Origin of the sequence: Gordonia sp. p3-SID1431 (genome assembly GCF_025143765.1) — a bacterium.
Lineage (GTDB): Bacteria > Actinomycetota > Actinomycetes > Mycobacteriales > Mycobacteriaceae > Gordonia > Gordonia hongkongensis.
The window spans coordinates 1-4,449 of sequence record NZ_JAMBDT010000172.1 but is presented as its reverse complement, the minus strand read 5'-3'; the positions used below and the strand labels follow the sequence as shown (position 1 = coordinate 4,449).

Sequence of the window (4,449 nt, the reverse complement as noted above, 5' to 3'; positions counted from 1 at the left end):
ACCCCCCCCCGCCCGCCCCCCCCCACCCCGCGCCGCGCGGGCCCCCCCACCTCCACGCACGGCGTCGCCGACGTCGAGGAGATCCCGCACTCTCTCCGATACACTGGCCGCCATGCCAGGTCCCGCACGGCAATTGCCCTTCGCGATCGTGATGCGCGGTTATGACCGTGAGCAGGTCGCCGATCACCTCCAGCGCCTCGACGCAGACCTACGCGTCCTCGCCGCCGATCGTGACGCCGCCACCGCCAACGCACACGAACTCGCCGCGCATCTCGAGGACGCGCGCGACGAGATAGCCGAACTGCGCCGGGAGGTCGACAAGCTCTCGGTCCCGCCGACCACCGCGCAAGGGATGAGCGAGCGACTGTCGCGGATGCTGCAGCTGGCGTCCGACGAGGCCTCGGAGATGCGCGCCGAAGCGGCCGCCGAAGCCGCCGAGACGCTGTCCATCGCGCGCCAGGAGGCCGCCGACATGCGGTCGTCGGCCGCGACCGACGCCGAGCGCGTCCGGGGCGAGGCACGGACGGCCGCGAAGAAACTGGTCGACGAGGCCGCCGCCCGGGCACGGCAGGTCAAGGAGACCGCGGCCGCCAACGAGTCGGAGTCGGCCCGCCTCATCGCCGAGCGCACCGCCGCGATGGAGGCCGAACACACCAAGACCATGCAGGCCGCCAAGGACGAGGCCCGCCGAGTGGTGGAGAAGGCGAAAGCCGAGGTCGCCGAACTCGAGGCGGTCAGCGCCGCCGAACGCCGGGCCGAGCGGGAACGCCATGATGCCGAACTCGCCGATCAGCGCGAACGCGCACTCGACGAGGCGGCACACATCCGTCAGACCGCGCTCGACATCGCGACCGAACGACTCGATCGATCACGCGAACTCGCGCAGGCGGCTGATCGCACGCGTCAGGACATCGCCGCCAACCTCGGGCGGCTACGCGAGGAGCTGGCCGAGTTGCCGGAACTGCTCGCCCAGCCCGACGACTCCGAGTACTCCGTGCTGTCCGACGCCGACGATCTCGACCTCCTCAACCGCAAGCTCTCGCCCGAGGCGCGGTCGCCGGAGGTTCGCTCCAACGCCTGACCGGCCGGACGGCCCTCCGCTGGTTGAGCTTGTCCCCTCCGCTGGTTGAGCTTGTCCCCTCCGCTGGTTGAGCTTGTCCCCTCCGCTGGTTGAGCTTGTCCCCTCCGCTGGTTGAGCTTGTCGAAGCCCCTCAGAAGAGCCTGAACTCCGTGCTCTCCGCGCCGCGAAGCTCGTCGTAATCGAGCACCACGCAACGGATTCCGCGGTCCTCGGCCAGCGTGCGGGCCTGCGGCTTGATCTGCTGGGCGGCGAAGACGCCGGCCACCGGGGCAAGTGTGGTGTCGCGGTTGAGCAGCTCGAGGTACCGGGTGAGCTGCTCGACGCCGTCGATCTCCCCGCGCCGTTTGATCTCGACCGCCACCGTGGCACCCGATGCGTCCCGGCACAGCAGGTCCACCGGCCCGATCGCGGTCATGTACTCGCGGCGGATGAGCGTGTGACCCGGACCCAACGTCTCGACATGCTCGGCGAGCAGCTCCTGCAGGTGCGCCTCGACGCCGTCCTTGACGAGGCCGGGGTCGATGCCGAGGTCGTGCTGGGAGTCGTGCTCGATCGACGCGATGGTGATGCGGAGTTCCTCGCCCGCCTTGTTGGTGACGACCCAGTACGCCTCCGCCTGCGTGCCGTCGGGAACCTGCGCCTCGGTGAGCCAGCACGGCGGACTCATCCAGTTCAACGGCTTGTAGGCCCGGTCGTCGGCGTGCACGCTCACCGATCCGTCCGATTTGATCAGCAGCAACCGCCGGGCCATGGGCAGATGGGCGGTCAGCCGCCCGACGTAGTCGACCTGACACTCCGCGATGACGAGACGCACGTGCCCACCCTAGTGGTGTGTCCCGGAACCGGGCGGCGCGGCCCGCTCACTCGTCGTAGTAGTGCTTCAGCAGAAACGTCTCGGCGTCGACGACCGCGTCGTCCATCGTCGAGTGCACATGCGGAAGCGCGGGGTCGAATCCCCGGAGTTCCGGCGGCGCATCGAGATCGGGCACCGCCGCGTCGTTACGGTGCCGATCGACGCTGGCGCGGACGACCCCGTCCGGGTCGACGAGCGCGGCCCGCCGGCCGCTGTCGTCCAGCAGCCGTTTGATGCTCAGCACCATCGTGCGTGCGACCGCGTCGATCACCCCGATGCGGGAGATCTCGACGATGACGACGGTGTATGCGTCGATGTCGGCCTCGAGGCGCCGCTGGACACTCTCGGCGCCGGCGAAGGTCAGGTCTCCCTGCAGTTCGTACACGCGGATCCGGTCGCGACAGGTCCGCAGGTAGCTGCGCTCCTGCTCGCCCCATTCCGCGCTGACGGGGGTGTCGGCGAGGTCGTAGACCGACCGGATCGTCACCCGACTCTCCCGTGTCACGTTGAACATGTGCAGACCCAGGTCGGTGGACAGATGCCGACACACGTCGACGCCGCGGACGCTGTTGCCGTGACCGTCGAGCCGTGGCGAGTACACGCCGATGCCGAGTTGCCCCGGCAGCACCGCGAGGATCCCGCCACCGACGCCGCTCTTCGCCGGCAGGCCGACGGAGGTGACCCAGTCCCCCGCGCCGTCGTACATCCCGCACGTCGTCATGACACTCAGCAACCGCTGCGCGGTCTCGTTGGAGAAGACCGTCCGACCCGTGCGGGGATTCATCCCGCCGTTCGCGATCGTCGCGCCGATCCCGGCCAGGTCGTCGGTCGTCACCCGAATCGAGCACTGTCGGTAGTAGAGGTCGAGAGCGGCGTCCGGGCTGGTCTCTAGAGCCCCGAAGCTGTCGAGCATGTAGGCGATCGCGCGGTTGCGCGAACCCGTCGCGGCCTCGGAGGCATAGACCCCCTCGTCCATCGTGAGGCGCCGTCCGGCACATCCGGAGTAGAACTCGAGCACCTCCCGGAAAGCGGCGTCGCCCGCCGCCTCGTCCACGTCCCGGGTCGGCGGCAACAGCATGGATGCGGCAAAGATGGCCCCCGCATTGATCATCGGGTTCTTCGGGCGTCGGCGCTCGTCCACGCTGATCTCGTTGAATGCCTCGCCGGACGGCTCGACGCCGATCTTCGCGTCGACCGCCGCCGTGCCGTGCTTCTTCAGGACCATCGCATAGGTGAGGGGCTTGGAGACCGACTGGATGGTGAACTCCGTCGCGGAGTCCCCGTGGGAGTAGGTGTGGCCGTCGTGCACGCACATCGACAGGCCGTAACCGTCAGGGTCGACGGCAGCCAGTTCCGGGATGTAGTCGGCGACATGACCGGATCGGTCCGAATGGCATTCGTCCATGATGTGGCTGAGGTAACCGTCGACGAGGGAGTCCATGACCCCATCTAAGCGTGTCCCCCGGCACCCCGTCGGAGATGACTAGGCTGGCGATGACCGGGGACCGAGACACCGACGCTGGGAGTACCGATGAAGCTGCTCGTCGCATACATCGCCACCTCGGGAGGCGACGACGCGGTCGCCCTCGGCGCATGCCTCGCGCGGACCTTCGACGCCGAACTCGAGCTCTGCATCGTCATCCCACCCGAGCCGGACAGCGCCGACCCGTCCGAACAGGTCTCGGTCGAACGCCTCTCCGACGCCCTGGACAATGCGGCCCGCCGCTGGCTCGACGCCGCTGCCGCCAGACTCCCCGACGACATCGAGACCACCACGACGATCGCCGAACACGCCAACCCCGGGGAGGGTCTCATCGTGCAGGCCCGGCGCACATCGGCGGACATGCTGGTCATCGGCGGCGCGGGTGGCGGTATCCGCGGCCGGCACACACTCGGGACCGTGGTCAACGACATCTTGCATTCCGCACCGGTCCCGGTGGCGGTGGCGCCACCGGGGTTCGCGCATCTCGGCGCCGACGAGGTGCGAGAGATCTCGGTCGCAATCGGTAGCAGGCCAGGCACCCAGCTGTTGTTCCAGACGGCGTTGCGCAGCGGTGTCCGTGCACATCGGCCCATCCGGCTGATCTCGCTGGTCGCCGTCGACGACGTCCAACCCTGGCGCACCGAGCCGGAAGAACAGGCCCTCGACCACGCTCGCGAACACGCGCGACGCAGTCTCGAGGCGGCCAGAGAACAACTGCCACCGGACTTCCCGGTCAGCTCGGCGATCGCCCAGGGGTCGACCATCGAGGAGGCAGTCGGCTCCCTGGACTGGCAGGACGGCGATGTGGTCATGGTCGGCTCCAGCCGGCTGGCGGCGCCCAACACGCTCTTCCTCGGCACAACCGCGGCGAAAATCCTTCGCGCGGTGTCGGTTCCGATGATCGTCGTTCCGAAGGGCACCGACTGATCTCGTCTCGACCCAGAAAAGCATTGTGGCCCCTCACGAATCGCGAGGGTCCACAATGGGATGTTGTGTTCGGCGGTGTCCTACTCTCCCACACTGATTAGGGTG

General features: G+C 68.6%; 4 protein-coding genes. 2 read left to right on the top strand and 2 right to left on the bottom strand.

Features of this window, described 5'->3' with window-relative positions; all coding sequences use genetic code 11:
- Nucleotides 1–112: 112 nt before the first annotated feature.
- Nucleotides 113–1,081, top strand: coding sequence for a hypothetical protein (locus M4D77_RS23435; RefSeq protein ID WP_068971715.1), 969 nt, complete (start codon nt 113–115; stop codon nt 1,079–1,081).
- A 130-nt stretch (nt 1,082–1,211) separates the two neighbouring features.
- On the opposite strand, the gene nucS is transcribed toward M4D77_RS23435, so the two are convergent.
- On the bottom strand, nt 1,212–1,895 hold the full coding sequence (gene nucS / locus M4D77_RS23430) for an endonuclease NucS (protein ID WP_058249976.1): 684 nt from the start codon (nt 1,893–1,895) through the stop codon (nt 1,212–1,214).
- Nucleotides 1,896–1,941: 46 nt separating this feature from the next.
- Complete coding sequence (gene glsA, locus M4D77_RS23425) at nt 1,942–3,375, bottom strand: glutaminase A (protein WP_068972645.1); 1,434 nt, start codon at nt 3,373–3,375, stop codon at nt 1,942–1,944.
- A 90-nt stretch (nt 3,376–3,465) separates the two neighbouring features.
- On the opposite strand from glsA, the gene M4D77_RS23420 reads away from it, so the two are divergent.
- Nucleotides 3,466–4,344 carry a universal stress protein gene (locus M4D77_RS23420; protein WP_068972644.1) on the top strand — a complete coding sequence of 293 codons (879 nt, stop codon included), beginning with the start codon at nt 3,466–3,468 and terminating at the stop codon, nt 4,342–4,344.
- The last annotated feature ends 105 nt before the right edge of the window (nt 4,345–4,449 follow it).